The following is a 14964-nucleotide window of genomic DNA, read 5'->3' on the forward strand; positions in this document are numbered from 1 at the left end:
CGGCGTGTCGATCGGCGGTGGTCGGGTAGACCGGCCTCGTGTGGCTAACCGAACGGTCGAACTGTCCCGCGCCCTCCGGACCACGGGCGGCGCCCACTCCCGCCGAGCCCGGTACGGCCAGGGTCGGCTCCCGATGACCGGGCCGGCGCCGCGACGGTTCGGCTTCGCGTTCGCGCAGTCCTTCCGGGTGCCGCTGTCGCTCGTCGGTATCCGCCCGGACACCGCCTGGGTCACCGTCGACGACACACTGGTCGTCCGGTACGGCCCATGGCGGCTGCGTACTCCCCGGTCGAACATCGTCGGGGCCGAGCGTGCCGGTCCGTACAAGTGGTGGCGGATCCTGGGTCCGCACGTGTCGATGGTCGACCGGGGTCTGAGCTTCGGCACCACGACCGCCGCGGGTGTCTGCATCCGGTTCCGCGAACCGGTCCCCGGCATGGCCCCCGGCCGCTGGCTGCGGCACCCCGGCCTCACCGTCACGGTCGACGACCCGGACGGCCTCGTCGCGGCCCTGAACACCTGACGCTGTGAGGGCAGTCACCGGTCGGCGGTGGGGAAACGGCTGATCGCTCTCCATAGTCTCGACCTATGAAGGCGATCATCTACACGCAAACCGGTGCGCCGGACGTGCTGCACCCGACCGAGCGGTCCGTCCCCGACCCCGCTCCCGGTGAGGTACGGGTCCGGGTCAAGGTGTCGGGGGTCAACCCGACCGACTGGAAGGCCCGGCGCGGCGGCCCGGGACGCCCGCTGGAGTACCCGGAGATCGTCCCCAACCAGGACGGGGCCGGCATCATCGACGCGGTCGGCGAGGGAGTCTCGCCCGACCGGGTGGGTGAGCGGGTGTGGGTGTGGGAGGCGTCCTGGCGGCGGGCCGACGGCACCGCCCAGGAGTACGTCACGCTGCCCGAGCGCCAGGCGGTCGCCCTGCCCGACGACGCCTCCTTCGACCTCGGGGCCAGCCTCGGCATCCCGGCGTTGACCGCGCACCGCTGCCTCACCGTCGGCGACAACGGCCCGCAGCGGCTGGCTCCCGGTACGCTCGCCGGCCGGGTCGTGCTCGTCGCCGGTGGTGCCGGGGCGGTCGGCAACGCGGCGATCCAACTCGCCAAGTGGGCGGGCGCGACCGTGATCACCACGGTCAGCGGACCGGAGAAGGCCAAGCTGGCCGGGGCGGCCGGCGCCGACCTTGTGATCAACTACCGTACGGGCGCTCCCGCCGAGGAGATCCGCGAGTTCGCACCCGACGGGGTCGACATCGTGGTGGAGGTCGCCCCGAGCGCCAACGCCGCCCTCAACCACGACGTCACCGTCTTCGCCGGCACGATCGCGGTCTACGCCACCGACGAACCGGCGGACGTACGGCTACCGGCACTCCGGCTGATGCTCAAGAACATCGGCTACCGGTTCGTGCTGGTCTACACGGTGCCCGAGGCGGCGAAGCGAAACGCCGTCGAGGACGTCGCCGCCGCCGTCGCGGCCGGGGCGTTGCAGGTCGGCGAGGCGGCGGGTCTACCGCTGCACCGCTTTTCGCTCGACCGTACGGCGGACGCCCACGCCGCGGTCGAGTCCGGCGCGGTCGGCAAGGTCCTCATCGACGTCGCCTGAGTCCGGCAAGGCCCTGATCGGCCCCTGCCTGCGGTGGCGGGCGAGTCGACCCTGCCTACCGGCGGCGGGCGAGTCGACGCTGCCTAGCGGCGGCGGGCGATCAGGGCCTCGATGCCGTCGAGGAGCAGGTCGAGCCCGAAGGTGAAGTCGGCGTCGTCGACCCACTCCTCGTTGACGCCGAAGGCGTTCGCCCGTACGGCGGCGGTCAGGTCCGGGTACTCCGCCGGATCGAGGACCTGGCCGAGGATGTCGCCGTAGTCGGCCAACCCACCGATGGATCCGTCCCCGGCAGCGGCCTCGGCCGCGCTGATCATGCCGTAGGTGAGGTTCGCCTGGCTGGAGGCGTACCCGGTGAGGGCCGTCGCGATGTTGATCCGCTCGGCGAAGCTGAGTCCGGTGCCGTCGAGCGCGGCGAGTGCGCGGTCGAGCCAGCGCAGCATCCGGGGCCCGGCGGGCGGGGTGCGGTTGGTGACCCCCAGCAGCCAGGGCCGTTCGAGCAGCATGTCGCGGTTGGCCCGGGTCCAGGCGGTGAGGTACCCGCGCCACGGCCGCCCGTCCACCGGGGGCGGCTCGGGAATGGCCGCGTCGACCATCACGGTCAGCAGCTCGTCCTTGCTGCCGACGTACCGGTAGAGGGACATCGTCGCCATTCCGACTCGGTTGGCGACGCTGCTCATCCGTACCCCCTCCAGCCCTTCGCTGTCGGCGATCCCGATCGCGGCTTCGACGATCCGGCCCAGGTCAAGGCTCGGTCGGGGCCCGTGCCGGGATGTGGTCTCGCGACCCCACATCCGCGCCACCACCGGTGGAAGCGCCCGTTGCGCCACTGTCGCGCCCTCTCCTCGTCCCTGCGTGGGTCTTGCCCATACCCTAGATCCCCGTACTCTGTACGACGTACGGTGTATCGCATACGCAGATTACGGGGAGGGTCAGCTTGAGTACGCACAGTCCTGTGAAAAGAGTTCTCGACGTCGATGCGGTCCGGGGCTTCGCGCTCCTGGGGATCTTCGCCGTCAACGTCACCTTCATGGCCTCCGGCTATCCGGGGAACCTGGTGACCGACCCCGACTTCGACTCCGGGCTGGACAACGTCGTCCGCGCACTGTCGTCCGTCTTCATCGACATGAAGTTCTACGTGCTCTTCTCGTTCCTCTTCGGATACAGCTTCACCCTCCAGATGGAGTCGGCGAGCAGAGCCGGTGCCGCCTTCTCCGGGCGGATGCTCCGCCGGATCCTCGGGCTCTTCGTCCTCGGCGCCCTTCACACCGTCTTCCTCAACGGCGGCGACGTGCTCACCACGTACGCGGTGGCGTGTCTGTTCCTCCTGCTGCTGCGCAACGTACGGGACCGGACCGCGATCCGAATCGCGGTCGGCCTCTACGCCCTGGTGCTGTTCAGCCTGGTCGCGAGCGCCCTGTTCGTGGACCGGTCCGCGTTCCTGCCGGGGGAGGCCGAGGCGCTGGCCAACGCCGAGCACGCGACCCAGGCCCTGCTCGGCGGGTGGGGTTCGAACATCGGGGAACACCTCGACGGCCTGCCCCTGCTCGTCATCCAGGCGGTGAGCCTGCAGGGCCCGACCGCGCTCGGCCTGTTCCTGCTCGGCATGGTCGCCGGCCGCCGCCAGTGGCTGGCACGGGTCACCGGCAGTGAGCCGGTCCTGCGCCGGATCCAGTGGATCGGCTTCCCGGTCGGGCTGATCGGGTCGATCATCTACACCGCCAGCGGCGGTAACGGCAACAGCCTCGGGGTCGCCGCAAGCGTGGCGACGGCACCGGTGCTGACCGCCGCGTACGTGGCCACCCTCCTGCGGATCATGCACAACCCGCGCACCACGGCGGTACGGGCAGCGCTCGCTCCGGCCGGTCGGATGGCCCTCACCAACTACCTGTCCCAGTCCGCGGCCTGCCTGCTCGTCTTCAGCGGCATCGGGCTCGGCTACGCGGGTGCGTTCTCGCCCCTGGCCCTGTTCGCCTTCGTGGCGGCCGTGTTCACGGCCCAGCTCGTACTGAGCGCGCTGTGGCTGGGCCGGTTCCGTTACGGGCCAGTCGAGTGGGCGCTGCGCTGGTTCACCAACGCCCGCCGCCCGGCATTCGTCGCGCCATCCCGGCGCCACGAGGACGCTCCCGAGACGGCACCGGTCCGCGAGCCGGAGTTGCGCCCGTAGGCCGTACCGACCGACCCGCTGGGCGTACTCCGGCCCGGCGGGTCGGTCGCGCGGCACGGCCGATCGCAACCACCACCGGGTAGCTGGCTGTACCACGCAACCGGCAGTGCGCTGGATCGAAACCACGGTCGATGTCCGACAGGCTCGAAGGGCCCGCAAGACCAAGACGATCCAGCAGGGAAGTGGTTCAGGTGTCCAACCCAGAAAACGATTCACCGCGTACGGATGCGTTGCCCCGCCCACGACGCTGGGTGATGGCCGTGGCGGGAGTGACCCTCTGCGGCCTGCTCGCCGGTGGACCGGCGGTCGCACCGATCGCGAACGCCGGAACCGCCGCCGGTGGCGATCGTGCCCTGCAGCAGAGCCTGGACGGCCTGGTCCGGGACGACCTGTTCCCCGCCGCCCTCGCCTCGGTACGCGACCGCGACGGGCGCGTGCGCAACTACACCGCCGGGGTGGCCGACCTGAGGACAAAGGCGAAGGTCCCGGTCGACGGTCAGGTCCGGATCGCCAGCAACACCAAGATGTTCACGGCCACCGTTGTCCTCCAGCTCGTCGGCGAGGGCACGGTCGACCTCGACGCGCCGATCGAGACGTACCTGCCGAACCTGCTGCGCGGCGACGGCATCGACGGCCGGAACATCAGCGTCCGCCAACTCCTCCAGCACACCAGCGGGCTGCCGGACTACGACGAGGACCTGGTGCCGGACTACTTCTCCGTCCAGCACACCTACTTCGAGCCGTACGAGGTGCTCGACGTGGCGCTGCGCCACCCTGCCCTGTTCGCCCCCGGGAGCGGCTGGGCGTACAGCAACACGAACTACATCGTCGCCGGCCTGCTGGTGCAGAAGGTCACCGGGCGGCCGATCGGTGAGGAGATCACCAAGCGGATCATCGACCGGATCGGGCTGCGGCACACGTACTGGCCGGCGCTCGGCGAGCAGACCATCCGCGAGCGGCACCCGAACGGGTACCTGGCCCTCACCCCCGACGCGCCGTTGCGCGACGTTACCGAGTCGGAGCCGTCGATGGGCTGGGCGGCCGGGGCGATGGTCGGCACCCCGAGCGACCTCAACCGGTTCCTCGCCGCGCTCGTCGGCGGCAAGCTGCTCAAGCCCGAACAGCTCCGGCAGATGCAGACCACCGTGGAGGCACCGAACGCCGACACGGTCGGCGACACGAGGTACGGGCTCGGGCTCGCCACGTTCAAGCTGAGCTGCGGCGGCTTCGCCTGGGCGCACGGCGGCGACGCACCCGGCTACGAGACCCGCAACGCGATCACCAGCGACGGCCGCTCCGCCACCATCGCCGTAACCGCCCTCCCCAGAACCCCGGAAGCCGCCACCCACGTAGAAGCAGCCCTAACCACCGCCCTCTGCCCCTAACGCCCGGACATCACCTCGTTGATCATGAAGTTAGCGCAGAATTTTCGCGATTTCGGTGCGCTAACTTCATGATCAACGAGGTGATCGGGTGGGGTTAGATCCAGCGGCTGCCTAGCCACATGCGGGCGGACCATTCGGCGTAGGGGAGGAGCTGGCCGACGAAGACGGGGTAGAAGTAGGCGAAGCAGATCGCCACGAGCAGGACGTAGGCGCCGGCGATGATGACGCCGACCGTACGCCGGTCCAGGCCACCGGAATCGGACCCGGCGGGGTGGTTGGACAGCTCGGCGGGCAGGGTTTCCTCGGACAGTTCGATGGTCGCTCGTTCGGGGCCGCCCACCGGCACCGGTGCGCGGACCGCCGCCGCTGCTGCCGGCGCCGGAGACTTCGCCGGGCCGATGAGCGCGCCGAGTACGTAGGTGACCGCGAGGATCAGGAACGGCAGCGCCGGAGCGGTGTAGAAGGAGAACATGGTGCGGCCGTCGAAGGCGTACCAGAACCAGGGCAGCAGACCGGCGGCCACGCAGAGCAGGATCGCCCCGGCCCGCCAGTCCCGGCGGGCGATGCCGAGCCAGGCGGTCGCGGCCAGCGCGGGCAGGAACGACCACCAGAGGATCGGGGTGCCGAGCAGCAGGATCTCGGCGGCACAGCTCGACGCGCCGCAGCCGCCGTCGGAGGACCAGTAGAACGCGACCGGGCGGCCGAGCAGCAGCCACTGCCACGGCCACGACTGGTAGACGTGCGGGGTGACCAGTGTGGTGTGGAACTTGTACGCCTCGGTGTGGTAGTGCCACAGGTTCTGCAGGGCCCCGATGACCGGCAGTTCGGTCCTGCCGGAGTCGGCCAGCCAGTGCCGGAAGTAGCCGTGGTCGGTGGCGAACCAGCCCGACCAGGTGGCGATGTACGTCGCCACGATCAGCACACCGGCCAGGGCCAGCCAGCCGATCTCGCCGAGCAGGGCGTCCCGCCACGGGCGTCGTACGCCGGCCGAGCGGCGGGCGCCGACCTCCCAGAAGATGACCAGCAGGGCGAACGCCGGTACGAAGTACAGCGCGCTCCACTTGACGCCGAGGGCGCACCCGAGCAGGACGGCGGCGAGCAGTCGCCACCACGGGACACTGTCCGGGAACCGGAGCGGCAGCCTGCCGGCGCGACCGGGGACGCTCGGGTCGAGACCCGCTTCCATCGCGGTCAGCCAGCGGCGGCGCCGGTGGTCCCGGTCGACGACCAGGGCGGCGAACGCGGCGAAGATGAAAAAGAGCAGGAAGACGTCGAGCAGTGCGGTACGGGACAGCACCACGTGGAAGCCGTCCAGGGCGAGCAGCAGGCCGGCGGCGCAGCCGAGCACGGTCGACCCGAACAGGCGACGGGCGGTCCGGACCAGGATCAGGACCGTCAGGGTGCCGATGATCGCCGCCGAGAAGCGCCAGCCGAACTCGGGGGAGGTGGTCATGATGTGACCGGCGGAGACGACGTTGCCGTCGGCGTCGGAGTAGCCGAAGGCCCACTCACCGATGCCGATCAGCCACTTGCCGAGCGGGGGATGGACGACGTACGACGGGACGTTGTCCTTGTAGTTCCACTCGACGCCCTTGCTGACCAGGCCCCAGGCGTCCTTGGCATAGTAGAGCTCGTCGAAGATCTTGCCCTTGGGGTGGCTCAGCCCGACGAGCCGCACCACGGCGGCGATGGCCACCACCACCAGGGTGGCGAGCCAGGAGTACGGCTCCAGCCGGGTGTCGAGCGGGACCAGTCGGCGCCGCAGGATCGTGGGCAGGCCACGACCACCGGATGCCTCCGGTTCGGCCGCTGTTGAGCTGGCCGGAGGGCCTTCCGGTGGTTCGCTCGCCGTACCGCCCGAGTGATCGCGGTCGCTGTCGCGGCTTTGGGTCTGCGCTGTCGACGCCATGGTCACCCCGCGATCGTAGGCTGCGGGAGCGGGAGACGGAGTCCTACGCCGCCCCGACATTTTCACGTGTATCGATGAGGGGAAGTTTCTGGTGGGAGATATGTCGGGTAGCGGGCGACTTGTCGTACTCGGTGCGCCGCTCGGGAACCCCGCCGACGCCTCCACCCGACTCCGGGAGATGCTCGGCGCGGCGGACGTGGTCGCCGCCGAGGACACCCGTCGACTCGCCCGGCTCGCCCGGGACCTCGACGTCACCATCAAGGGTCGGATCATCTCCTACTTCGAGGGCAACGAGGAACGCCGTACGCCCGCCCTGGTCGAGGCCGTACTCGCCGGCGAACTGGTCGCCCTGGTCACCGACGGCGGCATGCCGAGCGTCTCCGATCCCGGATACCGCCTGGTCAGAGCCGTGGTCGACGCCGGTGCGCCGGTGACCGCCGCCCCCGGCCCGAGCGCCGTCACCACCGCGCTCGCCCTGTCCGGGCTCCCCGTCGACCGGTTCTGCTTCGAGGGTTTCCTGCCCCGCACCGGCGGCGCCCGCCGTACCCGGCTGCGGGCACTGGCCGCGGAGGAACGGACCCTGGTCTTCTTCGAGGCACCGCACCGGGTCGCCGGCACCCTGACCGATCTCGCCGCCACCTTCGGCGCCGACCGTCCGGCCGCCGTCTGCCGCGAGCTGACGAAGACGTACGAGGAGGTGTTGCGCCGGACCCTCGGCGAACTGGCCACCTGGGCCACCGAGGGCGACCCGCGCGGCGAGATCACCCTCGTGGTCGCGGGGGCCAGCGCGACGCCCGCGATCCGCCCCAGCGACGCCGACCTCCGCGCGGCGGTCGCCGACCGCGAGGCCGCCGGCGTCTCCCGTCGCGACGCCATCACCGAGGTGGCCACCGGGTACGGCCTGCGCCGCCGCGAGGTGTACGCGGTCGTCCACACCACAGACTGACGACAGACGACTCCGCGCCCGGCTCGGCACGTCCACGGCTCGGCACCTGCACGGTTCGGCACGTCCATGGCTCGGGACGTGCACGGCTCAGAAGGAGGCGGCCAGGAAGCCGGCGGTGATCGCCAGCGGGCCGGCGAACCCGACCAGTACGGCGCCCCGCCGCGCCGCCCGGTTCGGCAGCCGGTCCGCGCCGGTGGCCCAGACGATGCCGCCGCCGCAGAGCAGCACCAGCGTCAGCCCGAGCCCCCAGCGCAGGTGCAACGACCCGGTGCCGGTGCCGACGTACGCGGTGCCGCTGTCGCCGCTGATCATGCGCGCGGTGAGCTGCCAGCCTTCGAGCTTGTCCTCGGCGGGTACCCCGGCCAGCCGGATGTCCTCGGCGCTGAACCCGCCGTCCGCGGAGATGAACTCACCCCGGCAGCGCTGACCGATGCCCTGCCCGGTGCAGTCGATCACCGTGGCCGTACCCAGGTCGCCGTGGCCGAACGCGAGCCAGAGCGGCTCCACGCTCACCCAGGCGAAGAAGCTGGAGAGCAACGCCAGCAGGACCAGCCCGGCCAGTCCGGAAGCCGGCCGGCGCGGTGGTTTCGGCGGTTGGGCCGCCCGCTCCGCCGACGTACGCCGGGTCGGGAACGACCAGAGCCGGCGCGGCCGTTCGTCCGGGTCGGGACGGGCCGGGGTGCCGTCCCAGTTGACCTGTTCGATCGGGAGCCAGAAGTCGTCCTCGTCCTCGGCGGGGGGTGCGGGCGTGGGCACCGCGCCGACCCTCGTGGAGGTCTGCGTACCGTCCACCGAAGGCACCGTACGTGGCCCCGTGTCGGCGATCCGGGGCACTCGCTGCGGCACGGTGTTGCGGGGCGCGCCGGTGGTCGGCTCGATTCCGGCGGACACCGGTGCGGCGAGCCACGGCGAACCACCCCCACCGGGTACGCCACCCGCCTCCGCCGCCGACCCTCGGTCCGGTGTCGACTGTTCCGGCGCTGACTGGGTGGGCGCCGACTGGGTGGGCGCCGACTGGGTGGGCGCCGACTGGGTGGGCGCCGACTGGGTGGGCGCCGACTGGGTGGGTGGGGCTTGGACGGGTGGGGTGGCCTGCGGCGGGCCGGGGTGGGGTCGCCCCGGCGGGGGCGGGAGTGCCGGCGGAGCCGGGGGCGGGGCTACGGGCCGGGTCGGCGGTGGGGGTGTGGCTGACGCCGCCGGTAGCGGGGCCCACGGATCCGGCCGGTCGGCCGGGGGCGGCACGTTGTCGGCCGGCGCGGGGCCGTGGGTGGAGGACTGTCCGGCGGCCGGCGATTCGCCGCCATCGGCCCGGCCCGGGTCGGTCTCCCCTGGCTGCTGCCCGTCTGGTCTACCGGTCACAGAGAGTATTGGACTATGCACACTCGCCCCGGAGGGGCAGCTTGGGGCGCGTGTCGCCGACAAATCGGGCGCAGAAATCCGACTGGCTTCCGGATGGGATGGCCTTGCGGACCCCGCGGCGGCCTCCCGGACCGGTGGGCTCGGTCGATGGATCTCCACCGGGGTGGGCCCGGCGCCGAACGCTCACCGGGGTGCCGGCGGGCCGCTCGGCGCCGGATAGGGCCTATTGGTTCGCGGTCGGTCGGTGACGGTCATTAGGCTTGCTGTTCATGAGTCACGTTCTTGCGGCGGTCGCCTGGCCGTACGCCAACGGCCCGCGCCACATCGGCCACGTCTCCGGGTTCGGAGTGCCCTCCGACGTATTCAGCCGGTACATGCGGATGGCGGGTCATGACGTGCTCATGGTCTCCGGCACCGACGAACACGGCACCCCGATCCAGGTGCAGGCCGACAAGGAGGGGGTCAGCCCGCGTGAGCTGGCCGACCGGTACAACCGGGTGATCGTCGAGGACCTGCACGGGCTCGGCCTCTCCTACGACCTGTTCACGCGCACCACGACCGGGAACCACTACGCCGTGGTGCAGGAGCTGTTCGAGGGGCTGCACCGCAACGGCTACATCGTGCCCAAGGTGACCATGGGGGCCATCTCCCCGTCCACCGGCCGTACCCTGCCCGACCGTTACATCGAGGGCACCTGCCCGATCTGCGGGTACGACAGCGCGCGGGGCGACCAGTGCGACAACTGCGGCAACCAGCTCGACCCGATCGACCTGATCAACCCCCGCTCCAAGATCAACGGCGAGACGCCGGAGTTCATCGAGACCGAGCACTTCTTCCTCGACCTGCCCGCCTTCGCCGAGTCGCTCGCCCGGTGGCTCGACACCCGCGAGGGCTGGCGGACGAACGTACTGCGGTTCTCCAAGAACCTGCTGGGCGACCTCCAGCCCCGGGCGATCACCCGGGACCTGGAGTGGGGCGTACCGATTCCGCTCGACGGCTGGCGCGACCGCAACGACAAGCGGATCTACGTCTGGTTCGACGCGGTCATCGGTTACCTCTCCGCCTCGATCGAGTGGGCCCGCCGCTCCGGCGACCCGCAGGCGTGGCGGCGCTGGTGGGCGGCGGACGGCGAGGGCAAGGACGCCACCGGTTACTACTTCATGGGCAAGGACAACATCGTCTTCCACTCGGTGATCTGGCCGGCGCTGCTGCTCGGCTACTCCGGCGAGGGCGACCGCGACGGCACCCCGGGCGAGCTGGGCCGGCTCAACCTGCCGACCGAGGTGGTCTCCAGCGAGTTCCTGACCATGGAGGGACGCAAGTTCTCCTCGTCCCGCCAGGTGGTCATCTACGTCCGCGACTTCCTCGAACGGTACGACGCCGACGCGCTGCGCTACTTCATCGCCGTCGCCGGGCCGGAGAGCAACGACACCGACTTCACCTGGGCCGAGTTCCTCCGGCGCAACAACGACGAGCTGGTCGCCGGCTGGGGCAACCTGGTCAACCGGTCGATCTCGATGGCGGCGAAGAACTTCGGCGCGATCCCGCCGGTCGACCCGGCCGGGCTCACCGAGGCGGACGAGGCGATGCTCGCGGTCGCGCGTACGGGCTTCACCACGGTCGGGAACCTGATCGAGCGGCACCGGCAGAAGGCGGCGATCGGCGAGGCGATGCGGGTGGTCGGCGAGGCGAACAAGTACCTCTCCGAGCAGGCGCCGTGGAAGCTCAAGGGCGAGGACCAGAAAGCCCGGATGGGCACCATCCTGCACGTCGCCCTCCAGGTGGTGAGCGACGCCAACACCCTGCTCACCCCGTTCCTGCCGCACTCCGCGCAGCAGGTGCACGAGCTGCTCGGCGGCACCGGCGTACACGCGCCGATGCCCTCGATCGTGCAGGTGGACGACCTTGACGGCGGGCCGTCGTACCCGGTGCTGACCGGTGACTACACGGTCGGCGCCCGGTGGGAGTCGACCCCGATCGAGGCCGGGCGCCCGCTCGCCACGCCGAAGCCGGTGTTCCGCAAGCTCGATCCGTCGATCGTGGACGAGGAACTCGCCCGCTTCGGCGACTGACCGCCCCGGCCGCCGGCCGTTGCCCGTACGACAGCACGTGTACCGCCGGGTCCACGTCGTCCAGCCCCGTGCCGGGACGATGCGGACCCGGCGGCGTGTGCCGACCCCGCGCTTCGGGAACCCCCTCCCGAGGAGGCGTACGGGTCGGTCTGTCGACGGCTTGCCGGCCGACTGCTCACAGCCTGCCCGACCGACCTGGCACAACCCTCGCGGAATTCTTGAATCCGCTGGTCAGAGCGGCTCGGACGAGTCCAGTTTGGCGGCGACGTCCTCGGCCTCCGGGTGCCCGATGTCGAGGAGGATCGTCCGGGCCTGCCGCCAGGCGGCTCGGGCCGCGACCGGGTCACCACCGGCGAGCCGGGTGTCGCCGAGATGGTGCAGTGCCTCGGCCTCGCCGTACCGGGTGCCCAGCGTCCGGGCCAGGTCGATGGCGTGCTGGAAACACGCGGCGGCCCGGGTGTAGTCGCCGGTGTGGTGGTGGACGAAGCCGAGGCTGTCCCAGGTGTTCGCCTCGCCCACCCGGTTGCCGATCTCCTCGTGCAGGACCAGGGCCTTCTCGCAGTAGTCCAGTGCCTGCGGGTAGTCCCCGACCTGTGCGTAGTGCCACCCGGTGTTGTTCAGCGCGTTGGCCTCGCCGCTCTGGTGCCCGGTGGCCCGGTACAGGTCCAGCGAGAGCAGGTCGTGCCGGATCGCCTCGTGGAGTTCACCCTGCTGCTGGTAGACCATGCTCAGGTTGAGGTGCGTGTGCGCCTGTCCCACGTGGTCACCGAGCAGGCCCAGCAGGTCGAACGCCTCCCGCAGGTGCCGATGGGCGTCCGGGTAGCGGCCGAGCAGGGTGTACGCCCGCGCCAGGTCCCGGTGCGAGATCGCCTGCATCGGCAGGTCCCCGAGGCGCGCCGCCGACGCCAGCGCGGCGTGCTGGATGGCGAGCCGGTCGTGCCAGTGCCCGCGCCGGTCGAAGTACGTGACCATGGACCAGGCCAGTTGCCAGGCCCGGGTGTCGAACCCGTGCTCGGCGGCCTGCCCGATGACCGCCACCAGCACCGGGTGCTCGGCGGTCAGCCAACCCATCGCCGCCTCGTAGTCGTCCGGGCGCTCGACCGCGACGTCCCGGCCCGGCGGATCCGGGTCGATCGGGTCCCGGTGCGGGTCGAGCAACTGCGCCGCCCGGTACGCGGTGTGCAGGTAGTGCTCGATCAGCCGTCGCAGGGCCCGGTGCCGCTCCGGCTCCGGATCGTCGGCCTGCCCGAGTTCGGTCGCGTACGCGCGCAGCAGGTCGTGGCAGGCGTACCGGCCGGGTGACTGCTCGGCGATCAGGTGCGCCCGGGAGAGTTCGGCCAGCAGCGGGCGTACCCGGTTGATCGGCAGTCCGGCCAGGCTGGCCACCGCGGGCACCGAGATGTCCGGGCCCGGATGCAGCCCCAGCAGCCGGAACACCCGTGCCGCGGGCGGGCTGATCGCCCGGTACGACCAGGACAGGGCGGCCCGTACGTCGAGCAGTGGGTCGCCGCTGTCGAAGGCGTCCAGGGCGCCGTCCGGGTTGTGCAACTCGGCGGCGAGGTCGGCCAGCGGGAAGCCGGGATGGGACGCGGCCCGCGCGGCGACCACGGCGAGCGCCAGGGACAGCCGGGCGCAGCCGGCGACGATCCGGTCGACCGCCTCCGGTTCGGCGCTCACCCGTTCGATGCCGAGCCGGCCGGCCAGCAGCGCGCGGGACTCGTCGGCGGTGAGCAGGTCCAGGGTCAGGGATCGGGCGGCCTCGGTGGCGACCAGCCCGGACATCTGGTTGCGGCTGGTGACCAGGACCAGGCAGCCGGCTCCGCCGGGCAACAGTGGACGGACCTGTTCGGCGTCGCGGGCGTTGTCCAGGACGATCAGCATCCGTTTTTCCGCGACCAGGCTCCGGTACAGCCCGATCTGCGCGTCCAGATCGGTCGGCACCGAACCCGCCGGTACGCCGAGCGCGTCCAGGATGCCGCGGACCGCCGTCGAGGGTGGCACCGCCGTTGCCGCCGGTTCGAAACCGCGCAGGTTGACCCAGAGCTGACCGTCCGGGAAGCGCCAGAGGTTGTCGTGCGCCCAGCGCGACACCAACCAGGTCTTGCCCACCCCGCCGGTGCCGCAGATGACCCAGAGCCGGGTGTCGTCCGGGGTGGTGAGCGCGACCAGTTCGGCGGACCGCCCGATGAACAGCGGTGGGCGGGCGGGTAGTTGCCGGGGTACCGGTGCCCTGGTGGCCGCCGGCTCGATGGTGGTGGGCGGTGGGTCGAGCGACGGCTCCGCCTCCAGGATCTGCCGCTGCCGCGCCTGCAACGCGGGTCCCGGGTCGGTGCCCAGTTCGTCTACGAGGAGTTGCCGGGTGCGCTGGTAGTGGGCGAGGGCGTCGGCCTGCCGGCCGGACCGGTACAGCGCGAGCATGAGCTGGCCGGCGAGCCGCTCGTCCAGCGGGTGGCTGCGGGCGAGGGTCGACAGTTCGGGCAGCATGCGGGCGTGCTGTCCGAGCCGCAGCGCCGCTTCGGCACGCTCCAGTTCGGCGCCGAACCGCTCCTGGGCCAGGGTCTCGCGAAGCGAGTTCAGCCAGGGGGTGTCCAGTTCGGCGAACGCCTCGCCGCGCCACAGGCCGAGGGCCTCGTCCAGCAGCGCCAGCGCCTGCTCGTCGCCGGCCGACCGGGCCTGCCCGATGAGGTGCCGGAAGTGGTGCAGGTCCACAGCGGACGGGCTGACCGTGAGCAGGTATCCGCCGGACTGGCGGGAGATGGTGACCCCGTCGGCCTCGACCAGGCACCGGCGCAGCCGGGACAGGTAACTGTAGAGCGCCGACCTGGCCCGCTGCGGGGACTGCTCGTCCCACACCCGGTAGAGCAACTGGTCGACCGGGACGGTCCGGTTCGCCTCGATCAGCAGGGCGGCCAGCACTGTCCGCTGTCGGGCGTGGCCGAGGTCGACCGGGAGGCCACCGACACGGGCCTCAACGTCGCCGAGCAGCCGGAACTCAACTGCCAACTGGCTGCCCCCCGGCATGTGTCGATATTCGTGTCAGCCGGCATGACCAGCCGATTCAAGAATCCTACAAGCTTCCCTGCAGACCGATCGTCCACTGTCGACGCCCGGCGTACGCGGGGGCTCTAGAAGCCGGCCACGTAGCTGTTGGTGGCCTCGACCGCGCCCTGGGCGAGCGTCGCCGCCTCGTGCAGGCGCTGCTTGGCCTGTTCGAGCCGGACCAGTGCCTCGGCGACCTGGGCGTGGTTCGCGCCGCTGGTGATGCCGCGCAGCAGCGCGGAGGTCCGGTCCATCGAATCGGCGATGGACCGGATGGTCGCCGCCTGCTGGGTCGTCTCGTTGGTGAACCGGCCGATGCCGGCCTTGACCTCTTCCACCGATGCCATCTCCGCATCCCTCCCCATCGCCGGGCGCCACTGGACGTGACGGGGCCGACCGTACCGGAGCGTGACGGTCGGTTCGGGCCGACGCAGCCGGGGACGGCCACGGAGACGCAGGCCACAGGATCGGCGCCGGAAGGG

11 protein-coding genes are annotated in these 14964 nt (G+C 71.4%); 6 read left to right on the forward strand and 5 right to left on the reverse strand.

Going from position 1 to position 14964, the window contains the following annotated elements:
* Positions 1–40 precede the first annotated feature (40 nt).
* Together OIE47_RS17115 and OIE47_RS17120 are read left to right on the forward strand one after the other, a co-directional pair.
* The gene (locus OIE47_RS17115; RefSeq protein WP_326562472.1) at positions 41–523 is read left to right on the forward strand and encodes a hypothetical protein; all 483 of its coding nucleotides are present in this window, start codon (positions 41–43) and stop codon (positions 521–523) included.
* Positions 524–588: 65 nt separating this feature from the next.
* Positions 589–1608: an NADPH:quinone reductase gene (locus tag OIE47_RS17120; RefSeq protein WP_326562473.1), complete on the forward strand. Its 1020-nt coding sequence runs from the start codon at positions 589–591 to the stop codon at positions 1606–1608.
* An 83-nt stretch (positions 1609–1691) separates the two neighbouring features.
* Here the strand turns inward: OIE47_RS17120 and OIE47_RS17125 are convergent, their stop codons facing one another.
* Positions 1692–2399, reverse strand: coding sequence for a TetR/AcrR family transcriptional regulator (locus OIE47_RS17125; protein WP_326562474.1), 708 nt, complete (start codon positions 2397–2399; stop codon positions 1692–1694).
* Positions 2400–2560: 161 nt separating this feature from the next.
* Between OIE47_RS17125 and OIE47_RS17130 the strand changes: the two genes are divergently transcribed.
* Together OIE47_RS17130 and OIE47_RS17135 are read left to right on the forward strand one after the other, a co-directional pair.
* Complete coding sequence (locus OIE47_RS17130) at positions 2561–3772, forward strand: DUF418 domain-containing protein (RefSeq protein ID WP_326562475.1); 1212 nt, start codon at positions 2561–2563, stop codon at positions 3770–3772.
* 131 nt (positions 3773–3903) lie between these two features.
* Positions 3904–5157 carry a serine hydrolase domain-containing protein gene (locus OIE47_RS17135; protein WP_442792114.1) on the forward strand — a complete coding sequence of 418 codons (1254 nt, stop codon included), beginning with the start codon at positions 3904–3906 and terminating at the stop codon, positions 5155–5157.
* Between the two features lie 94 nt (positions 5158–5251).
* Here OIE47_RS17135 and OIE47_RS17140 read toward each other — a convergent pair whose 3' ends face one another.
* Entirely contained in the window at positions 5252–7066 is a 1815-nt protein-coding gene (locus tag OIE47_RS17140) for a dolichyl-phosphate-mannose--protein mannosyltransferase (RefSeq protein ID WP_326562476.1), read from the reverse strand.
* A 100-nt stretch (positions 7067–7166) separates the two neighbouring features.
* Here OIE47_RS17140 and rsmI point away from each other — a divergent pair, with 100 nt between their 5' ends.
* The gene (rsmI, locus tag OIE47_RS17145) at positions 7167–8012 is read left to right on the forward strand and encodes a 16S rRNA (cytidine(1402)-2'-O)-methyltransferase (RefSeq protein ID WP_326563137.1); all 846 of its coding nucleotides are present in this window, start codon (positions 7167–7169) and stop codon (positions 8010–8012) included.
* Between the two features lie 87 nt (positions 8013–8099).
* Here rsmI and OIE47_RS17150 read toward each other — a convergent pair whose 3' ends face one another.
* Complete coding sequence (locus OIE47_RS17150; RefSeq protein WP_326562477.1) at positions 8100–9371, reverse strand: hypothetical protein; 1272 nt, start codon at positions 9369–9371, stop codon at positions 8100–8102.
* Positions 9372–9640: 269 nt separating this feature from the next.
* Between OIE47_RS17150 and metG the strand changes: the two genes are divergently transcribed.
* Positions 9641–11443: a methionine--tRNA ligase gene (gene metG / locus OIE47_RS17155; RefSeq protein WP_326562478.1), complete on the forward strand. Its 1803-nt coding sequence runs from the start codon at positions 9641–9643 to the stop codon at positions 11441–11443.
* A gap of 231 nt (positions 11444–11674) precedes the next feature.
* On the opposite strand, the gene OIE47_RS17160 is transcribed toward metG, so the two are convergent.
* Both OIE47_RS17160 and OIE47_RS17165 read right to left on the reverse strand, forming a co-directional pair.
* On the reverse strand, positions 11675–14464 hold the full coding sequence (locus OIE47_RS17160) for an AfsR/SARP family transcriptional regulator (RefSeq protein WP_326562479.1): 2790 nt from the start codon (positions 14462–14464) through the stop codon (positions 11675–11677).
* A gap of 104 nt (positions 14465–14568) precedes the next feature.
* Complete coding sequence (locus tag OIE47_RS17165; protein WP_326562480.1) at positions 14569–14829, reverse strand: hypothetical protein; 261 nt, start codon at positions 14827–14829, stop codon at positions 14569–14571.
* Positions 14830–14964 lie beyond the last annotated feature (135 nt).

It is taken from the genome of Micromonospora sp. NBC_01796 (assembly GCF_035917455.1).
GTDB lineage: Bacteria > Actinomycetota > Actinomycetes > Mycobacteriales > Micromonosporaceae > Micromonospora_G.

Excerpts from the sequence above, each read along its gene's own strand:
- OIE47_RS17120 (WP_326562473.1), top strand. The coding sequence starts at position 589 with ATGAAGGCGATCATCTACACGCAAACCGGTGCGCCGGACGTGCTGCAC.
- OIE47_RS17125 (WP_326562474.1), bottom strand. The coding sequence starts at position 2,399 with ATGTGGGGTCGCGAGACCACATCCCGGCACGGGCCCCGACCGAGCCTT.
- OIE47_RS17135 (WP_442792114.1), top strand. The coding sequence starts at position 3,904 with ATGTCCGACAGGCTCGAAGGGCCCGCAAGACCAAGACGATCCAGCAGG.
- OIE47_RS17140 (WP_326562476.1), bottom strand. The coding sequence starts at position 7,066 with ATGGCGTCGACAGCGCAGACCCAAAGCCGCGACAGCGACCGCGATCAC.
- rsmI (WP_326563137.1), top strand. The coding sequence starts at position 7,167 with ATGTCGGGTAGCGGGCGACTTGTCGTACTCGGTGCGCCGCTCGGGAAC.
- metG (WP_326562478.1), top strand. The coding sequence starts at position 9,641 with ATGAGTCACGTTCTTGCGGCGGTCGCCTGGCCGTACGCCAACGGCCCG.
- OIE47_RS17160 (WP_326562479.1), bottom strand. The coding sequence starts at position 14,464 with ATGCCGGGGGGCAGCCAGTTGGCAGTTGAGTTCCGGCTGCTCGGCGAC.
- OIE47_RS17165 (WP_326562480.1), bottom strand. The coding sequence starts at position 14,829 with ATGGCATCGGTGGAAGAGGTCAAGGCCGGCATCGGCCGGTTCACCAAC.